Below are 26,156 nucleotides of genomic sequence, written 5' to 3'. Positions count from 1 at the left end.
TCATCGTCCCGCGCCGATCCCGTACGCGGGTCACGGCGTGAACACGGCCCGGACGCAACCGTCGGCGCGGTCGGCGAACAGGGCGTACCCCGACGGGCCGTCCGCGAGCGGCAGCCGGTGGGTGGCCAGGTGCTCGGTCCGCAGCTCGTCGCGGGCCATCCGGTGCAGCAGCATCGGTACGTCCCGCAGGTCCGGCCGGCGCGCCCCACGTACCGTGAGCCGCTTGTCGGTGACCGTGCCCAGGGCGAACCCGGCCCCGGACCCGTCGGTCCCACCGAGCACCACCACCACGCCGTCCTTGCGGCAGGCGTGCACCGCCTCGCGCACCGGGTCCGGGCGGTCGCCGCCGGTCCACCGGTCGGCGACCGCGCGGGGTGGCGGCGGTCCCACCGCGACCACGCACACGTCCGGGCCCCGCCCGCCGCTGCGCTCGCGCAGCTCCGCCACCACGTCGGTACGGCGGTAGTCCAGCGGCTCCGCCCCGGCGTGCCGTTCGGCCATCCGCAGCCGCTCCCCGTACCGGTCCACGATGAGCACCCGGGCCGCGCCGCGCAGCACGGCGGCGTGGGCGGTCAACTGGCCCACCGCGCCGGCGCCCCAGACCGCCACCACGTCCCCGGGCCGCACCTCGCCCAGCTCGGCCGCCAGCCAACCGGTCGGCGCGGCGTCGGCGGCGAAGAGCGCCCGGTCGTCGTCGACCGCGTCCGGCACCCGGAACGCGCCCACGTCGGCGTACGGCACCCGCACGTACTCCGCGTGCCCACCGGCGAAACCGCCCGCCGCCCGGGGCCGGCCGAAGCAGCCGGCGTCCGGACGTTCCCAGCCCGGATCGACGCTCGGCACGTCGACGGCGGCGTTGTCGCAGCACGAGTGCCGTCCCCGGCGGCAGTACCAGCAGCCGCCGCACGCCACGCCCGCGCCGACCACCACCCGGTCGCCGATCCGGTGCTCCCGGATCGCCGGGCCGGCCTCGACCACCTCACCCACGAACTCCGCCCCCAGCACGTCACCGGTGCGCAGCAGCGGGTCCGGTCCCGCGAGCAGCGGCAGGTCACCCCCGCAGGTGGCGCTGCGGCGTACGCGCACGATCACGTCCCGCTCGTTGCGCAACTCCGGGTCGGGCACCTCGCGTACCGCCAGCTCGTCGGCGGCCACCCAGCACAGCGCCCTCACCCGCGGAACCTCGGGCGGTCCAGCGCCGAACGGTCCGCGCGCAGCACCTCGCCGGCCTCCGCGCGCTGCTTCACCTGGCGCAGGGTCCGCCGGATGAGCAGGTGCGGGTCGTCGCCGACCAGGTGGGCGGCGAGGCCGGCCGGCGCGGTGGCACGCGCCAGTGGACGGGCGGCCAGTTCGGTGCCCCGGTCACCCGGCGCCGGTCGCACCCGCACCTCCACCACGCCGTCCAGGCGGCGCAACGGCTCCGGCCACCGGCCGTCGGGAAGCACCTGCCCGGGCGGCCGGTCCACGGTCACCACCTCCCAGCCGGCCGCGGCCAGCTCGCGGTCCGCGTCGAAGCGGTCCCGGCGACGAGGTACGCGCAGCAGCCGGAGGGCCGCCCCGGTCAGGGTCGATCCCGCCCGCCTCAGGCGTCTCCTGGGTCCCATCGGTCCTCCCGGTCCACGTCCCCCGATCCTCGGTCGGAGCCGGGTGAAGCGGGCTCGCCCGGAAGGGGTGAACCGGCCCGCGTCGGGTAACCGCTCGCCGACCGGGGGGTGGAACGCGGGCGGTGGGGGTGGGCCGGGTGCCGGAACAGCAGGATTCCGCACGGGTCGGCACGGCGGCGGTGCGGCGGGGGGAGCACCCGCCGCTGCTGTCGTCGCGGCTGACGCCGACCGTGCCGCCCGAGCCGGTGGTGGCCCGGCCCCGCCTGCTGCGCGGCCTCGACGAGGGCAGCGCCGGACCCGTCACCCTGGTCGTCGCCCCCGCCGGATGGGGCAAGACCACCCTGCTCGCCTCCTGGGTTCGGCTGACCGAACCCGCGTACGCGTCGACGCCGGCATGGGTGTCGGTGGAGGCCGGCGACGACGGCGACCGGCTCTGGGCGTACCTGGCGGCGGCCCTGCGCACGGCCACCGGCGCGGCGGACGACGACCTGGTCGCGCCGCTGCCCACCGGCCCGCCGCGCCCCGACCAGCTGGAACTGCTCGCCGCCGGGCTGGCCGCCGCGCCGCAGCCGGTGCTGCTGGTCCTGGACGACCTGCACCGGATCACCGACCCGGCCGCGCTGACCGGACTGGAGTTCCTGCTGCGGCACTCCGGGCAGCGGCTGCGCCTGGTGGTCGGCGCGCGGGCCGGCCTGCCGCTGGCCCTGCACCGGCTGCGCCTCGCCGGCGAACTCACCGAGATCGGCCGGGACGAGCTGGCCTTCACCGACGACGAGGTGGCCGACCTGCTGACCGCGCACGGCGCTCCGCTGCCGGCCGGCGCGGTACACCGGCTGCGTGAGCGCACCGGGGGCTGGCCGGCCGCGCTGCGGATCGCCGCGCTGGCGTTGCGGGGGCAGCCCGACCCGGAACGGTGGCTGGGGCAGTTCGGCGGCGACCAGCCGGAGATCGCCGGCTACCTGCACGAGGAGGTACTGGCCGCGATCGACCCGGCCGATCGGGACCTGCTGCGTCGTACCGCCCTGGCCGAGACCGTCTGCGCCGAACTGGCCGAGGCGTTGACCGGCCGCGCGGACGCCGGGCAGGTGCTGGCCGACCTCGCCGGCGCCGGTGGCCTGCTGCGCCGGGAGGACAGCCGGCCACCCTGGTACCGCTGCGACCCCCTGCTCGCCGACCTGCTCCGCGCCGAACTGGCCCGGCTGTCCGTCGACGAGGTGCGGGAGCTGCACACGCGCGCCTCCGACTGGTACGCCGGCGAGGGCCGACCGGCCGACGGTCTGCGGCACGCCCTCGCCGCCGGCCGCTGGGACCTGGCCGCCGACCTGTTCGTCGCGCACTGGCCGGAGCTGACCCGCTACGACCACGAGCCGGTCGACGGCCCGACCCCACCGTCCCCGCCTGCGGAGGCGGTCGAGGCCGACCCGGAGGTGGCGCTGGCCAGTGCCACCGAGCGGGCGTACGCCGGTGACCTGGACGCCGCCACCGGCCACCTGCGTACCGCCGCGGCGCACGCGGACGCGCTGCCGACGCCCCGGCGGGACCGGTTCCTGCGGCTGGCCACCGCGCTGGAGCTGAGCCTGGCCCGGCTCGCCGGTGACCTGCCGCAGACCCGTTCCGCCGCCGCCCGACTGCTGCGGGCCCGCCCGACCGCCGCCCCGACCGCCGGCTCACCGGACGGCCCGCCCGCCGGGCCGCTGGCCGACCCGCCGAACCCCGAGGACGCCGATCTGCGGGCCTTCACCGGGACCGCGCTGGGCCTGGTGGAGATGTCCGCCGGTGGGCTGCCCGACGCGCGGTTCGTCCGGGCCCGGGCGGCGGCCCGGGAGGCCGGCCGGCCGCGTACCGAACTGGTCGCCGCCAGTCGCGCCGCGCTGCTGCTCGCCGTGCGCGGTGACCTGCGCGCGGCGGAGCAGGCGGCGCGGGACGCCCTCGCCATGCCGGCCTGCCGGGGCTGGTCCTGCCGGCTCGACTGCGGCCACGCGTACCTGGCGTTGGCGTTGGTGGCCCTGCACCGCGACCAGCCCGAGGAGGCCGCCGCGAACCTCGCGCTCGCCGCCGGGGCGACCGACGCGCCCGGCGGTGAGCCGGTGGCGGCGGCGGTCGCCGCGCTGTGCCGTGCGGCGCTGGCCCGGGACGCCGGTGACCCGGCCGCCGCCCAGCGGCTGCTGGTGCACGCGCGGGAGGCACTGCCCGACGAGCCGGCCGCCACCGAACTGTCGGGTCTGCTCCGGGCCGCCGAGGCGGACGCCCGCGCCGAGCGGGGTGACCTGGACGCGGCCCGGGACCTGCTGGCGGGCGTCACCGGCGACCCGGGTGCCCCGGCGCTCGACGTGGCCCTGGCCCGGGTGGAGCTGCGGGCCGGCGACCTCGGGGCCGCCGGGCGGGCGCTGCCGGACTGGTCGGGCCCGCCGGCCGCCGCCTGGCCCCTGTCGGTACGCCTGGACGCCGGCCTGCTGGAGGCGCTGCTCGCCGAACGGGCCGGGGACGTCCGCCGGGCCGGGCGGGTCCTGGAGCAGGTGCTCGACCTGGCCGGTCCGCAGGGCGCCCGGCGGGCGTTCACCCGGGCGCAACCGTCGGTACGGGACCTGCTGGCCGCCCACCTGGACGCGGGCACCGCGCACTTCCCGCTGGTCAGCGACCTGGTCCGGGGCGTCGAGGAGAGTGCTCCCCGGCCGGCGGTCGAACCGGGTGGCCGGCTCGACGAGCCGCTCACCGAGCGGGAGCTGACCATCCTGCGGTACCTGCAGAGCATCCTGTCCAACGTGGAGATCGCCGGCGAACTGTCGCTCTCGGTCAACACGGTCAAGACGCACGTGCGCAACATCTACCGCAAACTCGGCGCGACCCGCCGGCGCGAGGCGGTCCGGCGGGCGCGCGAGCTGCGGCTGATCTGAGGCCGCTCGGAGCATCGACCGTCAGGCGTTCGCCGCCGCGTCCACGGCGGCCAGCAGGTCGGGCAGGTCGTACCCGCCGTCGTGCCGGACGTCGTTGACGAAGAGGGTCGGCGTGCCGTTGACCCCGCTGCGGATGCCGCCCACGAAGTCACGGCGTACCCGGTCGGCGTACGTCCCGCGCTCCACCTCGCCGTTCACCTCGTCCGTCGGCAGGCCGAGCTGCTCGACGCCGAGCGAGAGGTGGACCGGGTCCAACTGGTCCTGGTGCTCGTACAGCCAGTCGTGCATCTCCCAGAACTTTCCCCGCGCCGCGGCCGCCTCCGCCGTCTCCGCCGCGCGCTCGGCGTACGGGTGGATGTTGGCGATGGGGAAGTAGCGGTAGACCAGTCGCACCGTGTCGGCGCGCTGGCGTAGCAACTCGTGCAGGTTCGGGTACGCGGCGCCGCAGAACCGGCACTGGAAGTCGCCGTACTCGATGATGGTCACCGCGGCGTCGGACGGCCCGCGGACGTGGTCCTCGACGGTCAGCGGCTCACGCAGCCGCGCGGTGACCTGCAGTGGCGTGGTCATCCGGCCATCACCTTCCGCTCGTTTGTCAGGTTGTCCAGCGCGTCGAAGATTCCGTCCGCGCCCGGGTTGACGTCGGGGGCCGACAGGTAGCTCCACGCCACCGTCCCGGCCTGGTCGATCACCACCAGCGCGCGGGCCGACTCACCCCGCGACGAGTACGCCCCGTACCGGCGGGACACCTCGCCCTTGGGCTCGAAGTCGGCCAGCAGCGGGAAGGCGATGCCCCGGCTCTCGGCGAACGCCCGGTGCGACCAGATGCTGTCCACCGAGATGCCGAGCACCATGGCCTGGTACTGGTCGAACACCGGCGCCGCCGCCTGGTAGAGCGACATCTGGTCGCCGCAGACGGGGCTCCAGTCGGCCGGATAGAAAGCCAGGACGACCGGGCGACCCCGGAACTGCTCGGGGCCGATCCGGCGCCCGTCGGGAGTGCTTGGCAGGGTGAAGCCGGGGGCGGGGTTCCCGGGTTGGATCAGCCCGTTCGGATCACTCATGCCACCAGCCTGCCGCCGGAACGGGTGAGACGGGCTCACCCGTTCCGGGTGGTACCCGCGCTCAGCGCAGGACCGGGGCGACCGCGATGTGGTTCTGCACCTCCCGGATGCCCGGCGCGGACCAGGCCACCTGCTCGACCTCGGCGCGTTCGGGCATGGAGTGCACCAGCCCGGCGAGCACGGCCGTGTCGCCGTGCACCCGGACGGTGATCCGCTCGGCCTCGGTGGCGCCGGCCCGGGCGAGGGCGTCCACGATCCTGCCGGCCAGGTTCACGCCGTCCGACGACGCGTTCGGCTGGACGGTGATGCCGTTGCTGACCCCACGGACGCCGGTCAGTCGACACACCGCCCGCTCGGCGGCCCGGCGCTGGTACTCCCACTCGACCTCACCGTGCAGCGTGACCCACCCGGCCGAGACGGTGACCTGGAGCTTCTCGATGGGCACGAACGCGTCCCACTCCAGGGCGTCGCCGGCCGCGGCGGCCAGGTCCGGGTCGGCGCGCTCGTCGCTACCGGCCAGTTGCACGGTCAGGTCGTTGGCGACCGCCCGGACCCCGGCGACCCGGTGCGCGGCTCGTTCCCCGGCCCACTTCTTCGCGTAGCTGTCCACCCGTCCGCTCAGCGTGACGACGCCCTCGGCCACGGTCACGCCGATCTCGTGCGGCTGCACCCGGGGTTCCCAGGTCAGCTCGTCGAGGACGGCGGACTGGATGTCCTGGTCGGTACGCGCGATCGTCGCGATGGCCATCTGCCCCTCCCATCGGCTCGCGTGCCTGGCGGACCGGGCTGTTGGCCGTGACCGGCCCGCCGAGGTCCGATCCTGCCGGTCGCGCGGGTTAGCCGTCCTCACCCGATGCGGGTGGGCCCGTGCGGATCCGGCGTGCCCGGCAGGTGTGTCGACCATGATGGGAGCGCTTCCATAGCGGCGTCGAATCGGTTAGTGTGAGTGCGTTCCTCGATCGCGGGAGCCTCGCGTCGGGTGGTTGGAGCCAGGGCAGCTCCGATCCGTCCTCCGCGTCGTCGTCCGTCCCCCGGGCCGCGACGCACCACCTTCCGGTCGATCCGTCCCCGCGTCGCCGTGCTCGTCCCCCGGGCCGCGACGCCACCCCGGTCGATCCCCGACTCCCGGGTCCCCACCCCCGAGAGGAACACAGATGCCCAGATCACTGGCCAGCGTGGTCGTCGCGGCGCTGACCGTCGCCACGGCCGTCGTGGCGGTCCCGATCACCGCCGCGGGCTCGGCGCCGGCACCGGCCGCCGCCGAGGCGTACACCTGGCGCAACGTCCCGGTCGGCGGCGGTGGCTTCGTGCCCGGTATCGTCTTCAACCCCACCGAGAAGAACCTGATCTACGCCCGGACCGACATCGGCGGGGCCTACCGCTGGGAGCAGGGCAGCCAGTCCTGGACGCCGCTGCTCGACTGGGTCGGCGCGGACCGCTGGGGCTACAACGGCGTGGTCAGCCTCGCCACCGACCCGGTGCAGACCAACCGGGTGTACGCGGCCGTCGGCATGTACACCAACGGCTGGGACCCGAACAACGGCGCGATCCTGCGCTCGACCGACAAGGGCGCCACCTGGCAGGTCACCGAGCTGCCGTTCAAGAACGGCGGCAACATGCCCGGGCGGGGCATGGGCGAGCGGCTGGCCGTCGACCCCAACCGCAACAGCGTCCTCTACTACGGCGCCGAGGGCGGCAACGGGCTGTGGCGCAGCACCGACTACGGGGCGACCTGGGCCAAGGTCACCGCCTTCCCGAACGTCGGCAACTACCGGGCCGACCCCAGTGACCCGAACGGCTACAACGGGCAGAACCAGGGCCTCACCTGGGTCAGCTTCGACAAAAGCACCGGCACCGCCGGCACCACCACCCAGACGATCTACGTGGGTGTGGCGGACAAGGACAACCCGGTCTACCGCAGCACCGACGGCGGTGTCACCTGGGCGCGGATTTCCGGGCAACCCACCGGCTACCTGGCGCACAAGGGCGTCGTCGACCCGGTCGGCGGTCACCTCTACATCGCCACCAGCGACACCGGTGGACCGTACGACGGTGGCAAGGGCGACGTCTGGAAGTTCACCCGGTCGACCGGGGCCTGGACGCGGATCAGCCCCATCCCCTCCACCAGCGGCGACGACTACTTCGGCTACAGCGGCCTGACCATCGACCGGCAGCGCCCGAACACGCTGATGGTGGCCACCCAGGTCTCCTGGTGGCCGGACGCGATCTTCTTCCGCAGCACCGACGGTGGGGCGAGCTGGACCCGTATCTGGGACTTCACCAGCTACCCGCAGCGGTCCAAGCGCTACACCATGGACATCAGCTCGGTGCCCTGGCTGACCTTCGGCACCAACCCGGCGCCGCCCGAGGAGAGCCCCAAGCTCGGCTGGATGAACGAGTCGGTGGAGATCGACCCGCACGACTCCAACCGGATGATGTACGGCACCGGGGCCACCATCTACGGCACCACCGACCTCACCAAGTGGGACACCGGCGGCCAGTTCACCATCCGGCCGATGGTCCGGGGCCTGGAGGAGACGGCCGTCCTCGACCTGGTCAGCCCGCCCAGCGGCGCACCCCTGATCAGCGCGCTCGGCGACGTCGGCGGCTTCCGGCACGTCGACCTGGACACCATTCCGTCGATGCTGTTCACCCAGCCGGTCTTCACCAGCACCACCAGCCTGGACTACGCCGAGAGCAAGCCCGCCGTGCTGGTACGCGCCGGCAACTTCACCGACTCCGACCGGCCCAACGACAGCCACGTCGCCTTCTCCACCGACGGTGGGGCCACCTGGTTCCAGGGCACCGAGCCGTCCGGCGTCAACGCCGGCGGCACGGTCGGCGCGGCGGCCGACGGCAGCCGGTTCGTCTGGGCGCCCGGCGACGCGGGTCAACGCGTCGTCTACTCGGTCGGCTTCGGCAACTCGTGGTCACCGTCCACCGGCATCCCGGCGAACGCGATCATCGAAGCCGACCGCGTCGACCCCAACCGGTTCTACGGCTTCAGCGGCGGCCGGCTCTACCTGAGCACCAACGGCGGCGCGAGCTTCACCGCTACGGCGGCGACCGGCCTGCCCAGCACCGATGTGCGGTTCAAGGCGCTGCCCGGCAAGTCGGGCGAGCTGTGGTTGGCCGGTCCGGGCGGGCTCTGGCGGTCCACCGACTCCGGGGCGAGCTTCACCAAGCTGGGCGGCGTCAGCGCCTCCGGCAACGTCGGTTTCGGCAAGGCCGCACCGGGGCGGACCAACCCGGCGGTCTTCCTGTACGGCACGGTGGACGGCCAACCCGGCGTGCACCGCTCGGACGACGGCGGCACGACCTGGGTACGCATCAACGACGACCGCCACCAGTACGGCAACCCGACCGAGGCGCTGACCGGCGACCCCCGCGTCTACGGCCGCGTCTACCTGGGCACCAACGGCCGCGGCATCCTGGTGGCCGACCGCACCGGCGGCACCCCGACCACCCCGCCTCCCACGACTCCGCCTCCCACGACTCCGCCTCCGACGACCCCGCCTCCGACCACGCCGCCTCCGACCACGCCGCCTCCGACCACCCCGCCTCCGACCACGCCGCCTCCGACGACGCCGCCTCCGGTCGGCGGGTGCGCGGCGACCTACCGGGTGACCGGCTCGTGGACGGGCGGGTTCCAGGCCGAGATCGTGGTCAGCAACCCCGGCACCCGGCCCATCGCCGGCTGGACGCTCGGCTGGACCTTCCCCAACGGCCAGCGCGTCAGCCAACTCTGGGGCGGCACCCACACCCAGACCGGGGCGGTCGTCTCGGTCGTGGACAGCGGCTGGAACGGCGCGCTCGCCGCCGGGACCAGCACCACGATCGGCTTCCTCGGTACCTGGACCGGCACCAACTCGCCGCCGAGCACGGTGACCTGCACGAGTCGCTGACCCGGTGGCCCGGCGTCGGCCGGGCCACCCGAGAACACCGGTCCGCCGGGGCTGCCTGAGGGGTCCGGCACCCCGGCGGACCGGGCTTAAGCCCTGGTGCCGCCACCCGATGCGAGCGGGCCCCGCCGACGTGATGTCGACGAGGCCCGCTCGTGTACCGCTCGACTAGTCGTCCAGGCCGACGGGGGAGTTGGGGCGGTCGACGTCGACGAACTCGACGTCGTCCACCGCGCGGTCGTCCCGGCTGCCGGCGGCCCGGGCGGCGGAGCCGACGGCCCAGCCGACCGCCGCGCCGACCAGCGCGACCCCGATCAGCAGCGTCCACGGCAGCGCCGGCTGGCGACCGGCGAGGGCGTCGAAGGCGCGCGTTGCCCGACGCCGTGCCTCCTCGGCGGCGGAACCCACCAGGTCGCCGGCGCCGTCGGCGAGGTCGCCGCCGCTGCGCCGGGCCGTCCGCGCGGTGTCCCGGACACTGTCTCCTGCGGAGCTGACGGCGGAGAGCAGCTGCTCCCACGCCTGGTCCGCGATCCGCTCCGGCTTGCTGCGCCGGTCCAGCAGGTTCGTTCCGAACATCGTGGTTACCTCCTCAGGTGCCGAAGCCGCCGGCCACTTCGGACCTCGGCGTCCGTCCAGCGCGACACGGTTCGCTCACTGCGCAGTGCCCCGGCCCGGCCGCGCGCAAACCCGGTCCGGTACGCCCTGGGTCAGCGCACCGCCACCGCGGCCACACCACGGGCGAAGTCGTCGTCGTCATCGTCATCGTCGTCTCCGCCGCCGAAACCGCAGGCCAGTACCAGGGCGAGCAGCAGGCCGACGCCGGCCAGCCCGGCCAGTCGCTTGATCATCGAAGGTCCTCTCCGTCACGGTGGGTGTCCCGGCCGATGCTAGGCAGCGCCGACAACCACCGGGGCGGACCGCGCCGTGCCGGGTCGGCGCGACACGCCGGGTCCACGCGGGACGGGCCGACCGGGCGGGACGGATGTCGGGCTCTCCGGGCCGCGACCGCTACCCTGGTCCGGCGACGCGTCGGTTCCGACCGGTCGTCGACTGATCAGATAACGAAAAGTATTGAATGATCAGATACCGAAAAGTGGGGATATGGGCGACTTTGTGCGCTCGGATCCGTGAATTGCTCATCCCGAGGGGTGGCGACCGAGGCCGTTGGAGGAATACTCTCGGTCGCGGCCCGCGTACTGATGAGGCGCCCGGGGGACGGGCGGGTGGAGGTGCTCGCGTGAGCCTGTCGATCGTGAAGTCGGTCCTGTCCGGTGGTGTCGTCGAGATCGCCCCCCGGGGTGAGATCGACGTCGACACAGCGTACGAGGTGCGTGAGGCGATTGCGGAGGTGCTGGCCAAGGGCCGTCCGCTCCGCATCGAGCTGAACATGAGGCTGGTCACCTTCATCGACTCCGTGGGCATCAGCGCCATGGTCGCCGGCTTCCAGACCGCCGAGGTCAGCGGCGTCAAGCTGGTCGTCACCGAGCCGAGCCGGTTCGTGCACCGTCAGCTCTGGGTGACCGGCCTGCTCGGCCTCTTCGGCGCGCCGGAGCCCTACTTCGCCGGGGCCGGCGCCCCCGAGGTGCTTCCCGGCGCCTGAGCGCCCCACACCACCGTCAGGGCTGCTCGTCCAGACCGGTCAGGTCCACGTCGGTCACCTCGGTGACCGCCCGGATGGCCGTGACCGACGCGTACCCGGCGGCCAGCAGCGCCACGTCGCTGCCGGGCTGCGGGGCCTCCCCGGGCTCCTCCAACGAGGTACGCACGAAGCCGTGCCCCGACTCCGCCACCGTCATCTGCACCTGGCCGAAGCTGGCCAGCGCGCCACGGCGTACCCCGTGCAGCCGCTCGTGCGGCAGGTCGGGGGCGTTGACGTTCAGCACGCTCTCCGGCGGCGCGGCGGTCAGCCGGGGGAGCAGGTCCAGGGCCACCCGTGCGGCGGTGCTCCAGTGTCGCTCGGCGTCGCGTACCCGGCCGGCGGCGTCCACGGCGGCGCCACCGCTGGCGGCCGTCGCCTCGCCCGCTCTCAGCACGTCCAGCGAGACCGCCATGGCCCGGCACCCGTTCGAGGCCGCGGTGAACGCGGCGCCCACCGTGCCCGAGTGCAGCACGGCGCGGCCGGCGTTGGCACCCCGGTTGATGCCCGACAGCACCACCGCCGGCGGCGGGCCGAACGCGCCGTGCAGCGCGATCAACGTGATGAAACCCGGCGAGCCGCCGACCCCGTACGCGGGCACGTCCGGCAGGTCGGGCAGCGGGTGCCGGTTCACCACCACCCGGCCGTCGCGCTCCACGGCGCTCATCGCGGCGCTGGTGCCGCTGGCCTCCTCCAGGGGTGCCGCGACCACCACGTCCAGCCCGCGCCGGGTGGCCGCGAGGGCCAACGCCTGGATGCCGGGTGCGCCGATCCCGTCGTCGTTGGTGACAAGCACCCGCAGTGTCATCGCTCGACCACCCGGTCGGCCAACTCGTCGGGGGTGGTCCGCTCCTGCTGTCGACTGTCCGCCGGGACGAGTCGGACCCGTTCCACCAGGCCGGTGATCGAGTCCATCCGTCCGGTGCCCAGCCCGTGCCGGGTGACGTTCAACGCGCCCGCCGCCGCGCCGGTGCGGATGGCCGTCCGGATGTCGCCGCCCCGGGCGATGACGGCCGCCACACCCGCGGTCATCGAGTCGCCCGCTCCGCGCGGGTCGGCGGCCTCCAGCCGGGGCATCTCCACCTCGAAGAGTTCCCCGTCGACAAGCGCCAGCGCCGGTTGGTCGGCGCGGCTCACCACCACCGTCTCGGCGCCGGCGGCGTGCAGGTCGTACATCGCCCGGGTCAGCTCCGGGCCGCTGCCGTCGCGGGCGCGACCGTCCCGGATCAGCTCCTCGTGGCTCACCTTCAGGAAGAACACGCCGCTGTCCAGCACCGCGCCGAGGTGGTCACCGGAGAGGTCGACCACCACCCGGCTGCCGTTGGCGCCCAGGTCGGCGGCGAAACGCCGGTACAGGTCGGCCGGCACGAGCCACGGCGCGTTCGGGCCACTGAGGACGCTCACCTCGGCGCGCAGCCCTTCGCCGAGCGCCAGGTTGTACAACTCGTCCAACTCGTGGCGGCTCAGGCGGTCCCCGGGCACGTCCACGACCTCCCGCCGGGAGCCGCCGCGCCGATCGTGCACGTACGCGCCGCTGCCCGAGTCGCGTACCACGACCTTCAGGTCCACTCCCTCGCTGACCAGCAGCGGCTCCAACACCTGGCCGATCTCGCCGCCGAGCGCGGCGCAGAGCACCACGTCGACCCCGAGGGACAGCACCATGCGGGCCTGCCAGACGCCCTGACCGCCGGGGTGCAGGTGCAGTTCGGGCTGGTCGCTCGGCTGGTCCACGGTCACCGTCAACTGCGGTGTCGGCGCGAAGACCATCACGTGCCCGCTCACCGGTCGGCACCGTTCATACGTCCACCCTTCGTCACAGCCGGTGATTTCCCATCAGCCGACCGTAGTGGGAACGCTGCGCGAATGCCGGGACAACGCACGGTGTCCGTCCGGCCGTTGCCAGCCCGGGCGGGGTACGGGACGATCGTGCGACCAGCGACGTCGGGAGACGGTGTGCTCAGCAGCGATACCTTCAGCTACACGGTCCAGGCCCGCTGCTCAGTAGCCGAGGCGGCCGCGTTCCTGAGCGACCTGACCCGTCAGGGCGAGCTGCATCCCCTGATCGTGCGGGTCCGTGAGGTGACGCCCCGCCCGGGTGCCCGCGCCAGCTACACGATCAACGACAGGCTGGCCGCCGGCCCACTGCGCTTCCGCACCACGTACCACGCGGACGTGCTGGTCAGCGAGCCCGACGAGATCGTCACCGTGGCCCACCAGTGGCCCGCCACCACGGTCCGCAACCACACCCGGCTGCGCGCCGAGCCGGACGGCCTGGTCCGCATCGACGTCGACATCACCCTGCGCGCACCGACCCCGCTGTTCCGGTACGCCTTCCGCCAGGCCCGCGCCGCCCACCTCGCCCTGGCCGCGCGGCTCGGCGCGGCCCTCGACACTCTGGCCTCCTGATTGCGCAACCCGTCGCAGGCAGACGATCGACGCGGCCCCCGGGCCCGGTCTGGCGTGGCCCGGTCTGGCGTGGCCCGGTCTGGCGTGGCCCGGTCTGGCGTGGCCCGGTCTGGCGTGGCCCGGTCTGGCGTGGCCCGGTCTGGCGTGGCCCGGTCTGGCGTGGCCCGACCCGACCCGGATGCCTGAGCATGACCCTTTGCTCTGCTTCAACGGACGCAACGGTTCGCGCCGCTTTATGTTGCGTCGGTTGAAGCAGAGCAAAGGACGTGCGCACCCCCTTGGCTTCCGGCGCGCGGCCGTCGTGATCAGGCGGGTATCTCGCCGGTGAGCAGCCTGATCGTGATGGCGACGGCGTTGCTCACCGCGTCATCGCGCGATCGTGCCCGGTGCTGCCAGCGCGAGGAGTTTGCGTCGCGGCTCGTGCGGCCCCGGTGCGGCGGGGTCGCGCGGATCGGCGTCCCCAGGGCTTGTACGTCGACAGCACCGTCGCGATGATCATGAGGCTGGTCGACACCGCGGGCGCGATCACCAGGTCGGCGCGGTCCCGCGCGGGTAGGGCGGCGCCCAGCGCGGCCGCGTGCCGCAGGTTCGGAGTGAGCAGGAACAGCACCAGCCCGACCATCACCGTCGTGATCACGAGCTTGATCACCACCCACCGGTAGCGCAGCAGTCCCCAGGGGGTGAGCAGCGCGCTGGCGACACCGACGAGCCACACGAGCACGCTCAGCGGCGCGAAGAGTACGGTGCCGACGAGTCCGGCGACCGGGTAGACCACGGCCGGATCGGCGCCGCGCTGGGCCGCGATGCCGAGGGTGAGCAGCACCAGGTCGGCTCCGAGCCAGCCGAGGGAGGTGACCAGGTGCAGGGTGAGCAGGGCCTTGCGGGTGGTGGGCGCGATTCGCGGCATACCCCGAATGCTGCCGACCCGACCCGGCGGCGTCGTCCGACCGCCGACGACGTCCGGGGTACGCCCGCTGACGTACCCCGGACGGCCTCGGCGGTCAGTACACCGACAGGTGTACGTGGTTGGTGTGGTCGCTGGAGGGGTCGCCGTTCCCCCCGCTGTACGCCTTCCAGCCGCTGCTGGGTAGCCAGATCTGCTTGAACCAGATCACGTAGAGCACCGCGAGCCGGTCGGCGTTGCGGATGAAGTACGCGGCCAGGTTGTTGCCGTACGTCTTGTCCCCGCCGCTGGCGACCCCGCCGAAGCCGCCCTTCTGCGCGGCGAAGTCGCAGGCCCGGCCCTTGGGGTGCTCGCCCGAGCCGCCGTTGCGGTGACAGGAGACGTACCGGGTGAAGCCGGCGGCCTTGGCCTGGTTGAGCGCGTGCAGCGTGCGGGGGGTGATGCAGCCGCTGGCCGGGGTGGGGTCGTTGACGCTGCACGACTCGGACGGCCAGGAGCCGTCGGAGTTGCGGGGGGCGGGCTGGGCGTTGGCGGTGGAGGTGCCCCGGTTGGAGCCGGTGTCGGCGGCGGTGGTGCGTGCCTTGTCGTTGGCGACGGTCAGGGCCCGCTCGGCCTGCTCCTTGCGCTTGGCCATCACCTCGACCTGCTTACGCTGCTCCCGGATCTCGCCGTCCAGGGCGACGCGGGTGCGGTTCGCCTCGTCCCGGGTGGCGTGCAGGTCGCGCAGCACCCGGTCCTCGTTGGCGGCCACCACGTCGAGGGCGGCCGCCCGGTCCATGAAGCCCTCGGGGGTGTTGCTGTTGAGCAGGGCCGAGACGGTGCTGAGTCGACCGGTGCGGTACGCCACGCCGGCGATCTCGCCGACCTTGCCGTTGCGGACGGTCATCTCGGCCTCGGTGTCCTTGAGTTTGACCGCGAGTTGCTGCTGCCGCTGGACGGAGGTGTCCAGGGCGCGCTTCGCGTCCAGGTAGCCCTTGCTGGCGGCCTCGAGTTGGGCCCGCAGCGCGGGGGTGCCGCCCTCCTCGTCACCGTCCGGTGCCATCGCGGCCCGCAGGCCGCCGGGGGGAGCGGCGCTGGCGGCGCCGACCGGGAGCGCGACGCCGAGGGTGACCATCATGACGATCAGTGCCGCCAGTCGGGCGGCCAGAGGTCGTGCTGGTGCCACTACGCATGTCCTTCCGTCAGCCGCCGACCGGGTTAGCTGACGGGTTCGGGACGGAAGATCCCTACCGCTGACGCGGATGCACCCCAGGAACATGGTTCCCCGGTTCGCCCTGTCGGGCGATTAGGCGGCGGCCGCCACCGGCGCCGGGAGGCGCCGCCGGGTGGTGGCCGGGACAGAGCCTACCGGTGCTGGTGGGGTCTGTGCAGCCGTTGTGACGGACGGTGCGGGCGTGGTGACGCAGATGTTCACCACTCGATGGAGCCGCACGCCCCCGGGGCGGCCCCGGGCTCGGTCTGCAACGTGGCGTGTTCGATGCGGAAGTCCTCCCGCAGGGCGGTGCGCGCCGCGGTGAGCACCGCGCCGACCTCCGCGCCGGGCGCCATGGTCAGGTGCGCGGAGGCCACCTCCATGCCCGAGGTGAGCGTCCAGACGTGCAGGTCGTGCACCTCGACCACGCCGGGCACCGCGGCCAGCCGGTCGTGCACGGCGGTGACCTGGAGGTGTTCCGGGGCGGCCTGCACGAGGATGCGTACGGCGGCACGCCCCAGCCGCCAGGTGCGCGGCAGGATGAACACGCCGATGGCGACCGCGACCAGCGGGTCGGCCCACCACCAGTCGGTGACCGTGATGAGCAGCGCCGCGCCGATCACGCCGAGCGAGCCGAGCAGGTCGCCCAGCACCTCCAGGTAGGCGCCCTGGAGGTTGATGCTCTCCCGGGCGCCGGCGCGCAGCAGCGCGAACGCGATCACGTTCGCGAGCAGGCCGAGGACAGCCACCGTGAGCATCGGCCCGCTGAGCACCTCGTGCGGGTCGCCGAACCGGCCGATCGCCTCGATCACCACGTAGACCGCCACGCCGGAGAGCAGCACGGCGTTGGCCAGGGCGGCGAGCACCTCGAGGCGGTAGAGCCCGAACGTGCGCTGCGGATCGCCGGTGGCCCGTCGGGTGGCGGTGATCGCGGCGAGCGCCATCCCGATGCCGAGCACGTCGGTGAACATGTGTCCGGCGTCGGAGAGCAGGGCCAGCGAGCCGGTGTGGAAGGCGGCCACCGCCTCGACCACCATCAGGGTGGCGAGCAGCCCGAAGGCGGCCCAGAGCCGTCCCCGGTGCTGGTGGGCGGCGTTGGCGACCGACGCGTGGTGGTGGTCATGTCCTGCTCCCACGAAACCCACCCTCCGACGCCGCCCGGGACCGGGTCAAATGTATGCTCACATCGCTATGTGTGCAACTGTACGGGCGGCCCCGTCCGACCGGTACCGCCAACGCGACGGTCAGCCGGTCGGGTCGATGGTGGTGAGCCGCTGGGTGGCGCGCGAGAGCGCCACGTAGAGCGTGCGGACGCCAGAGCCCGGATCGGCCCGGATCTCACTCGGGGCGACCAGCACCACCCCGTCGTACTCCATGCCCTTGGCCTCCAGGCTGGTCACCACCTGCAAGCGCGCCGCGCCGAGCGCGTCGAGCCAACCGGCGACCTCGTCGCGGCGGGTGACCGGCGTGATCACCCCGACCGTGCCGTCGACCTCGCCCAGCAGGCCGGTGGCCGCCTCCACCACCGTGGCCCGGAGCCCGGCGGGCGGCACCACCAGCTCGACCGGGTCGACACCGGTGGAGCGGACGGCCGTCGGCAGGGAGAGATCCGGGTAGAGCCGGCGGATCTCCGCCGCCGCCACCGCGAAGATCTCGGCCGAGTTGCGGTAGTTGGTGGTGAGCGTGAAGTCGTGTCGTTTGCGCCGGCCCAGCGCCTGGTCACGGGACCGGGTCAGCTCCTCGGGGTCGCCGGTCCACGCGGTCTGCGCCGGGTCGCCCACCACCGTCCACGAGGCCAACCGCCCGCGCCGACCGATCATCCGCCACTGCATCGGCGAGACGTCCTGCGCCTCGTCGACCACCACGTGCGCGTACTCCCGGTAGTCCTCCGGCCGCTCCCGGGCCGCCGCGCGGGCGGCCCGCTGCCGGTCGGCCGCGGTGCTCAGCTCACGGACGCCGCCCGCGAGCTGGAACGGGTCGCGCCGCGCCCGCGCCGGTTTCACCGGCTTGCCGAGCAGCGCGTCCAGCTCGTCGAGCAGCGCCACGTCCGCGATGGTCGGGCCCTCGCTCTCCAGACTCTGGTACGCCGTGCCGAGCAGTCGGATCTCCGCACCGGAGAGGATCCCCCCGGCGTACCGGCGCAACCGGTCCGGTCGTGCCAGCCAGCCGAGCACGTGCCGGGGGTGCAGGCGTGGCCACCAGGCCTTGAGGAACTCGCGGAACTCCGGCCGTTCCGCGATCTCGTCCTCGAAGGCCCGCTGCTCGGGCAGCCGGCTGATGTTCACCCGCCGGGCCTGCGCCCACAGCGCGGCGAAGACACCGTCGAAGCCGGCGCGACGCACCTCGTTGCGCCGGGCGCCCCGGTGCAGCGCGCGGTCCCGGATCGCGTCCAGCTCGCGGCGATCCAACCGCAGCAGCCCGCCCCGGTAGAGCAGCCGCAGCTCACCCGGTGCCCCCGGGGCCGCGTCGCGGGCCGCCCGCTCCAGCACCCGGCGCATCCGCAGCGAGCCCTTCACCGCCGCCACCTCGGGCGAATCGGTGCGGGTGGCCGTCATCCCCGGGAACAGGGTGCCCAGCGAGTGCAAAGTCGCCGTGTCCTCGCCCAGCGACGGCAACACCGAGGCGATGTACTCGACGAAGACGGTCGACGGGCCGACCACCAGGATGCCGCCGCCGGCGTACCGGCTGCGGTCGGAGTAGAGCAGGAAGGCCGCCCGGTGCAGGGCGACCGCGGTCTTGCCGGTGCCCGGGCCGCCCGCGACGATCGTCACCCCGGAACCGGGCGAGCGGATCGCCTCGTCCTGCTCCCGCTGGATGGTCGCCACGATGTCGCGCATGCCCCGGCCGGTGGCCCGCGAGAGGGTGGCCAGCAGTGCGCCGTCCCCGACGACCGTCATCCCCTCCGGCGCGGCGTCCGGATCGAGCAGGTCGTCCTCGATCCGGGTGACCCGCTCCCGCTGGGACTGGATCGTACGGCGGCGCACCACCCCCAGCGGCTGGGCGGGGGTGGCCTGGTAGAACGCCGACGCGGCCGGTGCCCGCCAGTCGACGACAAGCGTGGTGGCGTCCTCGTCCCGGATGCCGAGCCGTCCGACGTGCAGCACCTGCCGGTCGCGCAGGTCCAGGCGGCCGAAGACCAGCCCCTCGTGCTCGGCGTCGAGGGTGTGCCGCCGCTGTGCCGCGTGGAAGACCATCGCGTCGCGTTCGACGAGCGCGCCGAACGTGCCCACCCGCGCCATCCGGTAGCCGTCCCGCTCGGCGCGTACCGCCGACTGCCGCAGCTCGGCCAGTCGGGCGTACACCCGGTCGAGGTGCCGTTGCTCGACGGCGATCTCCTGCTCCAGGGCGGTCTGGTCGGTCAACGCACGCTCCTTCGATGTCGCCGGCAAGCGGCGCGAACCGCGCGGGCCAACCGCAGAAGGGTACGGCCCCCGACCCGACCCGCCGCGCCCGAGGTGCGCGAACGTGCTCAGCGACCCGCGGCGACGGCGCTCACGTCCGGCCCGGACGGCGGCGGCGCGGCGCTCACGTCGGGCCCGGGCGGCGGCGTGGCGTACACCCGACCCAGGACGCCGGTCAGGGCCGCGTTCACCTCGTCCGGGCGCTCCATCATCAGCATGTGGCCGGCGCCGGGGCAGACGGTCAGCTCGGTGGCCGGCAGGACGGCGGCGATCGACTCGGCGCACGGCGGCGGGGTCAGCCGGTCCCGGTCACCGACCAGGGCGGCGGCCGGCAGGTGCGCGAGGGCGGCGAGGGTGTCCAGCCGGTGCTGGGCGCCGATCGAGGCCCGGAAACCGCCGATCGAGCGCAGCGAGGCGCGGGCCACCGCCGACGTGACCAGGCGGATGTCGGCGGGGTCGCAGCGGTCGCCGAAGAGCATCCACCGGATGCTCGGTCGCAGTGCGTTGAGCAGCGCCCGGGGCGCCCGCCAGGATCCGCAGCGGGCCAGCACGCCGGCGCCGGTCGTCTCGGCGAGCCGGATCAACCGGGCGATCCGCGGCGACAGCCCGTAGACGGTGTGCGTGTGCCCCTCGGCGGTGGTCGAGACGAAGACCAGGCCAGCCGTACGGGCGGCGAAGTGCTGCCGGTGGCGGTGCGCGTACTCCATGATCGTCATGCCGCCCATCGAGTGCCCGACCAGGACCACCCGGCCGGTCGGCGCGACCGTGTCGAGGACGGCGGCCAGGTCGTCGCCGAGCTGGGCCAGGGTGGCCGTGGGCAGCGCCATGCAGCTCGACCGGCCGTGGCCCCGTGCGTCGTAGGTGACCACCCGCAGCGCGTCGCCGAACGACGACGTGAGTGCGTCGAGCTGCCGGTGCCAGCTCCGTCCGTCCAGCGTCCAGCCGTGCAGCAGGACCGCGGTCACCGGGGCGTCCGCGGGACCGGTGGTCTCGACGTGCAGCCGTACTCTGTCGGGCATACCGACCTCGAACCGCTCCGGCATCGCCACCTCCCAGGGTCGCCCAGGCACCACCCGCACCTCCGATACCGGGCGGTAACACCGGCTACCCGCCCTGACAGCACGCCAATCGTCCCGGCGGAACATTCCCGACCCGGCCCGCGCCGGTGCGCGGCGGGCCAGGCTGGACGGCATGGAGCCGGCGCAGGGGAGTCCGCATCCGCCGATGGGTGGGCCCGGGGGGTGGGGACGGCAGGCCGGCGGCACGCCCCGGAACGCGTTGGCCGCTCTGCTCGGTGGCAACCGGCGGTTCGTCAGCGGCCAGCCGATCCACGGGCACGACGTCACCGCTGCCGCGGCGGCCGCCTCCGGCGACCAGCAGCCGTACGCGGTGGTCCTCGGCTGCATCGACTCGCGGGTGCCGCTGGAGGCGATCTTCGACCAGACCTTCGGGGCGATCTGCGTGATCCGCACCGGCGGGCACGTGCTCGACCGCGCGGTGTGCGGCTCCATCGAGTACGTGGTGGGTCAGCTCGGCGTGCCGCTGGTCATGGTGCTCGGCCACGAACGCTGCGGGGCGGTCGGCGCGACCGTGGACGCGCTGCGGGCGGGGGAGCGGCCGGGCGGCTCGCTGGCCCACCTGGTCGACGAGATCGCCCCGGCGGTCATCGAGGTGGGGCTCGACGATCCGGAGGCGCATCCTCTGGCGATCCGCCGGCATGTCCGGCGTACGGTCCAGACGCTGCGCGCGGACGACCTGCTGGCCGAGCCCGTGGCGGCCGGCCGGGTCGCGGTGGTCGGCGGTCTCTACGACCTGCGCACCGGCGAGGTCGCCCTGCTCGAGCCGTGCTGAGAAACGAACGACCGCCCGCCGGGATATCCCGGCGGGCGGTCGGTGATGCGGTGGGGGAGGGGCTCAGCCCTCGAAGACGCCGGCCGCGACCAGACGCTTCTCGGTGGCCTCCCAGCCGTCGTTCGGGTGAACGGTGGCCAGGTTGTTGATCTCCGCCCGGATCTTGGCGGCGTGGCCGGCGGCGGCCAGCGTCCGGATCTCCTCGACGAAGGCGTCGGAGTCGGTACGCAGGTGCGCGGTCTTGCCGTTGGTCAGGTTACGCACGTAGGCGTGCTTGCCGCCGTTGAGCGGGATGAGGTACTTGAACTCGCCCAGCACGCTGAGGGCGCCACCCTGGCCAGCCTGGCCGGCCCGGACTGACGCGCGCGCGGTCTTAGAGGTGTTGCTCGCCACGGAGGTACTCCTTGCAAGACGTACGGGAGGACTGGAACGTCCGGGGGCTGTGTGCGGGTGACACTGCGTCGGCCCGCAGAGGTGTAACGCGGCAGAAGCCGCCGATGGAACTGTACAGGACCACGACATCAGGCTGGTCGTCGCGGTGTCCTGTGAGGCAACGGAGACCACCCGTCCGGCTATTCCGGGAGGCGTTTTTTCCGATTCCCTGGCGCACCATCCGTCACAGCAGTCATCATGTGTTCCAGCAACCACTCGGGTGGACGAGGTCGTAGGGGAAGACGCACCTCGCTCTCCGGGAGGTCACCGTGCCAACGCGTGGCGTCGTATACGTCCACTCGACCCCGCTCGCCGTGTGCTCGCACGTCGAGTGGGCGATCGCGCGCGTCCTAGCCGCGCCGGTCAACCTGCAGTGGACGGCTCAGCCCGTCGACCCCGGCGCCCGCCGGGCCGAGTGCGGGTGGACCGGCCGTCCAGGGACGGGCGCCGAGCTGGCTGCTGCCCTCCGGCAGTGGCCCATGATCCGTTTCGAGGTCACCGAGGAGCCGAGTCCGGGCGCCGACGGTGAGCGTTTCATGTACGTGCCCGCCCGTGGCCTGTTCCGGGCCACCGTCGGCGCGGCCGGGGACATCCAGCTCGGCGAAGACCGGCTGCGGGCCCTGATGGCCTCCGCCCGGGCCCCGGAGGCGTTGTCGCACGCCCTCGACAAGGCGCTGGGCACCGCGTGGGACGCTGACCTGGAGCCGTACCGGTACGCCGGTGACGGTGCTCCGGTGACGTTGCTCACCCGGGTCGGCTGATGGCCGGGCCTTGCGCGCCGCCCACCTGCGAGTCGCGTCACCCGTACGGCGGCGACCGGTAAGGTCAAGTTGCCCCGATAAGGGGGAACTGGTGGGATGGTCGGCGTGCCGATTCGCCCGCGACACGCCGGTGTCGCCGTCGCCGCCCTGACCGCGCTGCTCGTCTCCGGCTGCTCGGGTACCCCGGACCGTCCCGATCCGACGCCCGGCCCGACCGGCACGTCGGCGGCCCCGAGCGCTCCCGCCTCGCCGTCGACCGACGACCCGGCCGCCCGGGCCGCCGCGCTGGTCGCGACGCTCTCCGACGAGGACCTGGTCGGGCAGGTGCTGATGCCGTACGCGTACGGCGACTCGGCCACGAAGGTCTCCACCGGCTCGGCGGCCGGCAACCAGGCGCTCGCCGGTGTCGACACCCCCGCCGAGATGATCGCCAAGTACCGCCTCGGCGGCCTGATCCTGGTCGGCTTCAGCGCCGACGACCCCACCAAGGGCAATCAGGAGACCACGAACGTCGACAACCCGAAGCAGGTCCACGACCTGACCACCGGGCTGCGCGCGGCCGCCGGGCGGCTGACCGCCGGCCCGGCGCCCTTCCTGATCGGCACCGATCAGGAGTACGGCGTGGTCACCCGCGTCACCGACGGGGTCACCATCCTGCCCAGTGCCCTCGCCGCGGGCGCGGCCGGTGACCCGAAGCTGACCGAGGCGGCCTGGCGGGCCGCCGGCGCGGAACTCGCCGCCATGGGCATCAACATCGACTTCGCCCCGGTGGCCGACGTGCTGGCCACCCGCAGCACGGTGATCGGCTCCCGGTCGTACGGCGCCGACCCGAAGATCGCGGCCGCGCAGGTCGGCGGCGCGGTCCGGGGCCTGCAGGCCAGCGGGGTGGCGGCCACCCTGAAGCACTTCCCGGGGCACGGCCACAGCGCGGACGACTCGCACAAGGACCTGCCGGTGCTCACCCAGTCCGAAGCGGCGTTGCGGAGCGGCGCGTGGCCGCCGTTCAGCGCCGGATTCGACGCGGGTGCCATGGCCGTGATGTCCGGCCACCTCGACGCGCAGGCCATCGACCCCGGCACCCCGGCGACCTTCTCGCACAAGCTGCTCACCGACGTGCTGCGCGGTCAGCTCGGCTTCAAGGGCGTGGTGATCACCGACGGGATGAACATGCCGCCGGCGAAGCGGTGGGCGCCCGGCGAGGCCGCCGTCCGCGCGTTGAACGCGGGCAACGACCTGATCCTCATGACCCCGAACGTCGGTCAGGCGTACGACGGGCTGCTCGCCGCCCTGCGCGGCGGGTCGCTGCCCCGGGCCCGGCTCGTCGACGCGGTCACCCGGATCCTGACCATGAAGTTCCGGCTGGCGGCGGCCCCCACCGAGCCGATGTCCACGCTCAACACCCCGGCGCACCGGGCGGCGGCGGACGCGCTGGCCGCCGGCGCGGTCACCGTGTTGCGCGGGGCCTGCGGCGGCGCGGTGCCCGGCCCCGTCACCGTCACCTCCTCCGGCGGGCGGGACGGCACCCGGGCCACGCTCACCGCCGCGCTGAAGGCGGCCGGGGTGACCGTGAAGCCGAGCGGCGGGACGGTGGTGCACCTGGTCGGCTACGGCGACGGCGAGAAGGACCTGAGCGCCGACGCGGCGGTCACCGTCGCCATGGACACCCCGTACGTGCTGGCCAAGGCCACGTCGCCGACGCTGCTGGCCACGTACTCCTCCAGCCGGGCGTCGATGACCGCGCTCGCCGCCGTGCTGGCCGGCAAGGCCCGCCCGGGCGGCCGGTCACCGGTGGCCGTGCCCGGCCTGCCGGCCACCACCTGCAAGAGCTGACGGCACCGGGAATCCGACCGGATCCCGGTCAGCCGGTCCCCCGGCGGGCGAGACCGAGGCTGGTCAGCGTCGTGATCGCCATCGCGCCGATGCCGACCAGCGCCGCCGTGGTGTAGGCGCGGTCGTCGGGGAAGAGGTGGCCGGGGCCGGTGCCGGTGGCGAGGATCAGGCCGCCGACGGCGCTGCCCAGGGAGTACCCGACGCTGCGGACGACGTAGTTGACGCTCATGGCGCTCGACGTCTCGCTCCTGGGGGTGACGGCCAGGATGACGCCGGGCATCGCGGCCGAGAAGCCGCCGACACCGAAGCCGAGTACGCCCATCACCGCGAACAGTTCGGTCAGGTTCGACCGGTCCGCCGCGAACAGGGCGAAGCCGACGCCGACCACGACGGCGCCACCGGCCAGGAGCAGCGGGTCGGCGATCCGCGTCCGGACCTTCTGGGTGAGCTTGCCGGCGACGAACCCCAGCACCGAGAACGGGACGAGGACCAACCCGGCGACGAAGGTCGTGAGCCCGAAGCCGTAACCGGCGACCGGTGCCGCCTGCGCGTACCGGGTGATGAGCGTGAGCAGGAGGTACATGCCGATGCCGCCGACGAACATGGCGAGGTTCGCCCCGGCGACGGCCGGATGTCGCACCGCCCGCACATCGACCAGGGGTGCCGCGCTGCGCAGCTCGATGATGGTCCAGCCGCAGAGCAGCACGACCGCGACGACGGCGAGTCCCGCCGCCACGGCGAGGTGCCGGCCCCACAGGTCCCGGTCACCGGCGAGGAACAGCACCAGGAGCAGCGCGGCGGCCAGGACGACCGCCCCAGGGACGTCCAACTGGGCGGAGCGGCCTTCGGGGGCGTCGGGCACGGAGCGCCACGCGGTCAGCAGGGCGGCGGCGGTGACGACCAGGCCGAGACCGTAGGCGGCCCGTACCCCGCCGACCTCGGCGAGCAGCGCGGCCAGCGGATAGCCGATGCCGGCTCCGATGATTGAGACCACCGAGAGGAGGGCGATCACGGCGGCGCTGCGCTCCTCGGGGAGGTGGTCCCGGGCCACCCCCATCATCAGTGCCGTGAGCCCGAGCCCGATGCCCTGGGCGGCCCGGCCGGCCAGGAGCCACCCGAACGGCAGCGGCAGCACGGTGAGCGCGCTGCCGGCGACGACGACCGCGAGCGTGGCGAGGATCGCGGCCCGCCGGTGCGGCCCGGCTCCGAGCCGGCCCAGGACCGGCGTGGCGACGGCGCCGCTGAGCAGCGGGACGGTCAGCGTCCACTGCGCGCTGCCGAGCGGGACGTGGAGCGACGTCGCCACGCTGGTGATGAGTGGCGTCCCGAGGCTGGCGACAGTCGCCACGACCAGGGCGACGAACATCAGGGCGGGGACCAGCAGCCGCGCCTCGGAGCGCGTCCCCGGGACAGCCCGCGCCGCGACGTCACCGACCGGTTGCCCGGTCACCGCGTGGGCCCGTCGCGGTCCTGGCTCTCGAGCTCGGCCAGATGTCTCAGCGCCGGAAGGGCTGCCATCAGCGCCTCGACCTCGTCGCCGGTCAGCTCGTCGATCAACCGCTCGAACGCCTGGACCCCCGCCCGGCGTCGCGCCCGGACGTAGGACGCGCCGGCCTCGGTCAGGCACACCAACGTGACCCGCTTGTCGGACGCGTCACCCCGCCGCTCGACCAGGCCGGACTGCTCCAGCACCCGGACCAGGGTGGTCATCGCGGGCTGGGTGATGCCCTCGGCCGCGGCCAGGTCGGTGATCCGTCGCGGGCCGGTCCGGTCCAGGGTGGCCAGGGTGGCGGCGGACGTCAGGCTCATGTCCCGGGGCAGGCGTCTCGCGGCCCGGGTGGCCAGCCCGTAGAGGGCTGCCCCGACGGCGGCGGACGCGCCAGGAGCGGTGTCCGGACGGCTCATGCGTGAAGCATAGCCATTTTATATTCACAATCTATGGAACTGGCGATCCGATCGTCGCGGAAGCGGCCGGTCGCTGAGGAATTCGGTCGCGCCGCGCGGGCCGCGCTGGCAGCGTGTCGGCATGGGTCAGGCGCAGGGCTTCCGGTACGACCAGCGGGCCGACGGCACGGTGGTGATCACCCATCACGGCCGGGTGGCGGGCACGCTGCGCGGCGCCCGGGCGACGGAGTTCCTCGCCGAGGTCGACGACGACCCGCAACTGGTGATGGCCCGCTGGACCGGCAACTACCGCCACGGCAACGAGCGCACCGCCCGCCAGCATCCCCGCAACCGGCGCTGAGCACGCGAACGGGCCCCCTCGGCGAGAGGGGGCC

Annotated in this window: 25 protein-coding genes and 1 riboswitch; of the genes, 8 read left to right on the top strand and 17 right to left on the bottom strand. The window is 74.0% G+C overall.

Going from position 1 to position 26,156, the window contains the following annotated elements; genetic code table 11:
- Positions 1 to 30: 30 nt before the first annotated feature.
- The gene (locus tag ACN263_RS22410; protein WP_422736312.1) at positions 31 to 1,173 is read right to left on the bottom strand and encodes an alcohol dehydrogenase catalytic domain-containing protein; all 1,143 of its coding nucleotides are present in this window, start codon (positions 1,171 to 1,173) and stop codon (positions 31 to 33) included.
- The gene (locus tag ACN263_RS22405) at positions 1,170 to 1,604 is read right to left on the bottom strand and encodes a hypothetical protein (RefSeq protein WP_422736311.1); all 435 of its coding nucleotides are present in this window, start codon (positions 1,602 to 1,604) and stop codon (positions 1,170 to 1,172) included. The genes ACN263_RS22410 and ACN263_RS22405 overlap by 4 nt, the downstream gene beginning before the upstream one ends.
- A 122-nt stretch (positions 1,605 to 1,726) precedes the next feature.
- Between ACN263_RS22405 and ACN263_RS22400 the strand changes: the two genes are divergently transcribed.
- Positions 1,727 to 4,498, top strand: a complete 2,772-nt coding sequence (locus tag ACN263_RS22400) for a LuxR C-terminal-related transcriptional regulator (protein ID WP_422736310.1) — start codon at positions 1,727 to 1,729, stop codon at positions 4,496 to 4,498.
- 21 nt (positions 4,499 to 4,519) lie between these two features.
- Here the strand turns inward: ACN263_RS22400 and ACN263_RS22395 are convergent, their stop codons facing one another.
- The 3 genes from ACN263_RS22395 to ACN263_RS22385 form a co-directional block, all read right to left on the bottom strand.
- The gene (locus ACN263_RS22395; RefSeq protein ID WP_422736308.1) at positions 4,520 to 5,068 is read right to left on the bottom strand and encodes a DsbA family protein; all 549 of its coding nucleotides are present in this window, start codon (positions 5,066 to 5,068) and stop codon (positions 4,520 to 4,522) included.
- Positions 5,065 to 5,562, bottom strand: coding sequence for a redoxin domain-containing protein (locus ACN263_RS22390; RefSeq protein ID WP_422736307.1), 498 nt, complete (start codon positions 5,560 to 5,562; stop codon positions 5,065 to 5,067). Before ACN263_RS22390 ends, ACN263_RS22395 begins: the two co-directional genes overlap by 4 nt.
- Positions 5,563 to 5,623: 61 nt before the next feature.
- The gene (locus ACN263_RS22385; RefSeq protein ID WP_422736306.1) at positions 5,624 to 6,310 is read right to left on the bottom strand and encodes a BON domain-containing protein; all 687 of its coding nucleotides are present in this window, start codon (positions 6,308 to 6,310) and stop codon (positions 5,624 to 5,626) included.
- 406 nt (positions 6,311 to 6,716) lie between these two features.
- On the opposite strand from ACN263_RS22385, the gene ACN263_RS22380 reads away from it, so the two are divergent.
- On the top strand, positions 6,717 to 9,467 hold the full coding sequence (locus ACN263_RS22380) for a cellulose binding domain-containing protein (protein ID WP_422736305.1): 2,751 nt from the start codon (positions 6,717 to 6,719) through the stop codon (positions 9,465 to 9,467).
- Between the two features lie 165 nt (positions 9,468 to 9,632).
- Here the strand turns inward: ACN263_RS22380 and ACN263_RS22375 are convergent, their stop codons facing one another.
- Both ACN263_RS22375 and ACN263_RS22370 read right to left on the bottom strand, forming a co-directional pair.
- Positions 9,633 to 10,040 (bottom strand): hypothetical protein, encoded by a 408-nt coding sequence (locus ACN263_RS22375; RefSeq protein ID WP_422736304.1) that lies wholly within the window; start codon positions 10,038 to 10,040, stop codon positions 9,633 to 9,635.
- Positions 10,041 to 10,171: 131 nt separating this feature from the next.
- Positions 10,172 to 10,312, bottom strand: a complete 141-nt coding sequence (locus tag ACN263_RS22370; protein WP_355051383.1) for a hypothetical protein — start codon at positions 10,310 to 10,312, stop codon at positions 10,172 to 10,174.
- 389 nt (positions 10,313 to 10,701) lie between these two features.
- On the opposite strand from ACN263_RS22370, the gene ACN263_RS22365 reads away from it, so the two are divergent.
- Positions 10,702 to 11,064, top strand: coding sequence for an STAS domain-containing protein (locus tag ACN263_RS22365; RefSeq protein ID WP_422736303.1), 363 nt, complete (start codon positions 10,702 to 10,704; stop codon positions 11,062 to 11,064).
- Between the two features lie 16 nt (positions 11,065 to 11,080).
- Here ACN263_RS22365 and surE read toward each other — a convergent pair whose 3' ends face one another.
- A complete protein-coding gene (gene surE / locus ACN263_RS22360) occupies positions 11,081 to 11,908 on the bottom strand; it encodes a 5'/3'-nucleotidase SurE (protein WP_422736302.1) in 828 nt (275 codons plus the stop codon).
- Positions 11,905 to 12,882 carry a PfkB family carbohydrate kinase gene (locus ACN263_RS22355; protein ID WP_422736301.1) on the bottom strand — a complete coding sequence of 326 codons (978 nt, stop codon included), beginning with the start codon at positions 12,880 to 12,882 and terminating at the stop codon, positions 11,905 to 11,907. The genes surE and ACN263_RS22355 overlap by 4 nt, the downstream gene beginning before the upstream one ends.
- Positions 12,883 to 13,053: 171 nt before the next feature.
- Between ACN263_RS22355 and ACN263_RS22350 the strand changes: the two genes are divergently transcribed.
- Entirely contained in the window at positions 13,054 to 13,506 is a 453-nt protein-coding gene (locus ACN263_RS22350) for an SRPBCC family protein (RefSeq protein WP_422736300.1), read from the top strand.
- A 358-nt stretch (positions 13,507 to 13,864) separates the two neighbouring features.
- Here ACN263_RS22350 and ACN263_RS22345 read toward each other — a convergent pair whose 3' ends face one another.
- From ACN263_RS22345 to ACN263_RS22325, 5 genes are all read right to left on the bottom strand, one after another.
- Complete coding sequence (locus ACN263_RS22345) at positions 13,865 to 14,413, bottom strand: hypothetical protein (RefSeq protein WP_422736299.1); 549 nt, start codon at positions 14,411 to 14,413, stop codon at positions 13,865 to 13,867.
- A 94-nt stretch (positions 14,414 to 14,507) separates the two neighbouring features.
- The gene (locus ACN263_RS22340) at positions 14,508 to 15,575 is read right to left on the bottom strand and encodes a coiled-coil domain-containing protein (RefSeq protein WP_422736298.1); all 1,068 of its coding nucleotides are present in this window, start codon (positions 15,573 to 15,575) and stop codon (positions 14,508 to 14,510) included.
- A 5-nt stretch (positions 15,576 to 15,580) separates the two neighbouring features.
- Positions 15,581 to 15,712: riboswitch (cyclic di-AMP (ydaO/yuaA leader) on the bottom strand.
- A gap of 108 nt (positions 15,713 to 15,820) precedes the next feature.
- Positions 15,821 to 16,738, bottom strand: coding sequence for a cation diffusion facilitator family transporter (locus ACN263_RS22335; RefSeq protein WP_422736297.1), 918 nt, complete (start codon positions 16,736 to 16,738; stop codon positions 15,821 to 15,823).
- Positions 16,739 to 16,846: 108 nt separating this feature from the next.
- A complete protein-coding gene (locus ACN263_RS22330; protein WP_422736296.1) occupies positions 16,847 to 18,964 on the bottom strand; it encodes a HelD family protein in 2,118 nt (705 codons plus the stop codon).
- A gap of 107 nt (positions 18,965 to 19,071) precedes the next feature.
- Positions 19,072 to 20,046: an alpha/beta fold hydrolase gene (locus ACN263_RS22325; protein WP_422740786.1), complete on the bottom strand. Its 975-nt coding sequence runs from the start codon at positions 20,044 to 20,046 to the stop codon at positions 19,072 to 19,074.
- Positions 20,047 to 20,227: 181 nt separating this feature from the next.
- On the opposite strand from ACN263_RS22325, the gene ACN263_RS22320 reads away from it, so the two are divergent.
- A complete protein-coding gene (locus ACN263_RS22320) occupies positions 20,228 to 20,854 on the top strand; it encodes a carbonic anhydrase (protein WP_422736295.1) in 627 nt (208 codons plus the stop codon).
- A 63-nt stretch (positions 20,855 to 20,917) separates the two neighbouring features.
- On the opposite strand, the gene ACN263_RS22315 is transcribed toward ACN263_RS22320, so the two are convergent.
- Positions 20,918 to 21,247 carry a hypothetical protein gene (locus ACN263_RS22315; RefSeq protein WP_422736294.1) on the bottom strand — a complete coding sequence of 110 codons (330 nt, stop codon included), beginning with the start codon at positions 21,245 to 21,247 and terminating at the stop codon, positions 20,918 to 20,920.
- 308 nt (positions 21,248 to 21,555) lie between these two features.
- On the opposite strand from ACN263_RS22315, the gene ACN263_RS22310 reads away from it, so the two are divergent.
- Together ACN263_RS22310 and ACN263_RS22305 are read left to right on the top strand one after the other, a co-directional pair.
- Positions 21,556 to 22,047: a DUF3145 domain-containing protein gene (locus ACN263_RS22310; RefSeq protein ID WP_007463525.1), complete on the top strand. Its 492-nt coding sequence runs from the start codon at positions 21,556 to 21,558 to the stop codon at positions 22,045 to 22,047.
- 96 nt (positions 22,048 to 22,143) lie between these two features.
- The gene (locus ACN263_RS22305) at positions 22,144 to 23,877 is read left to right on the top strand and encodes a glycoside hydrolase family 3 protein (RefSeq protein WP_422736293.1); all 1,734 of its coding nucleotides are present in this window, start codon (positions 22,144 to 22,146) and stop codon (positions 23,875 to 23,877) included.
- A gap of 28 nt (positions 23,878 to 23,905) precedes the next feature.
- Here the strand turns inward: ACN263_RS22305 and ACN263_RS22300 are convergent, their stop codons facing one another.
- Together ACN263_RS22300 and ACN263_RS22295 are read right to left on the bottom strand one after the other, a co-directional pair.
- Positions 23,906 to 25,327, bottom strand: coding sequence for an MFS transporter (locus tag ACN263_RS22300; protein WP_422736292.1), 1,422 nt, complete (start codon positions 25,325 to 25,327; stop codon positions 23,906 to 23,908).
- Complete coding sequence (locus ACN263_RS22295; protein WP_422736291.1) at positions 25,324 to 25,782, bottom strand: MarR family winged helix-turn-helix transcriptional regulator; 459 nt, start codon at positions 25,780 to 25,782, stop codon at positions 25,324 to 25,326. The genes ACN263_RS22300 and ACN263_RS22295 overlap by 4 nt, the downstream gene beginning before the upstream one ends.
- Before the next feature lie 121 nt (positions 25,783 to 25,903).
- On the opposite strand from ACN263_RS22295, the gene ACN263_RS22290 reads away from it, so the two are divergent.
- Complete coding sequence (locus tag ACN263_RS22290; RefSeq protein ID WP_422736290.1) at positions 25,904 to 26,122, top strand: hypothetical protein; 219 nt, start codon at positions 25,904 to 25,906, stop codon at positions 26,120 to 26,122.
- Positions 26,123 to 26,156: the final 34 nt, after the last annotated feature.

The sequence above is a fragment of the Micromonospora sp. WMMD729 genome (assembly GCF_049315225.1).
Taxonomy (GTDB): domain Bacteria; phylum Actinomycetota; class Actinomycetes; order Mycobacteriales; family Micromonosporaceae; genus Micromonospora.
The sequence above is the reverse complement of the archived record's forward strand: the minus strand, read 5'-3'. Positions and strand labels throughout refer to the sequence as shown.